The sequence below is a fragment of the Pantoea sp. MQR6 genome (assembly GCF_022761075.1).
Classification (GTDB): Bacteria; Pseudomonadota; Gammaproteobacteria; order Enterobacterales; family Enterobacteriaceae; genus Pantoea; species Pantoea phytostimulans.
This window is the reverse complement of record NZ_JAKYXB010000022.1, coordinates 1-338: the sequence shown is the minus strand read 5'-3', so window position 1 is coordinate 338 and position 338 is coordinate 1. Positions and strand designations below refer to the sequence as shown.

General features: G+C 53.0%; 2 tRNA genes. Both read left to right on the top strand.

From position 1 onward, the window contains the following. The first annotated feature begins 20 nt into the window (after positions 1-20). Positions 21-97, top strand: a tRNA-Ile gene (locus MUG06_RS22755). Between the two features lie 47 nt (positions 98-144). Next, positions 145-220 (top strand) — tRNA-Ala (locus MUG06_RS22750). Positions 221-338: the final 118 nt, after the last annotated feature.

Sequence of the window (338 nt, the reverse complement as noted above, 5' to 3'; positions counted from 1 at the left end):
AGAAGCAGTAAAACCCCGGCAGGCTTGTAGCTCAGGTGGTTAGAGCGCACCCCTGATAAGGGTGAGGTCGGTGGTTCAAGTCCACTCAGGCCTACCAAATCCTGTTCGTCAGGATCACTGGTCGACGGGTTTTACCAGACTTTTGGGGCTATAGCTCAGCTGGGAGAGCGCCTGCCTTGCACGCAGGAGGTCAGCGGTTCGATCCCGCTTAGCTCCACCATCAACTCCCCCGTTGATACCCAAACAAAACTTCAGAATGCATTTTCGAGTGCATTGCGAAGTTTTACTGCTCTTTAACAATCCGGAACAAGCTGAAAATTGAAACGACGCGCGCCGCA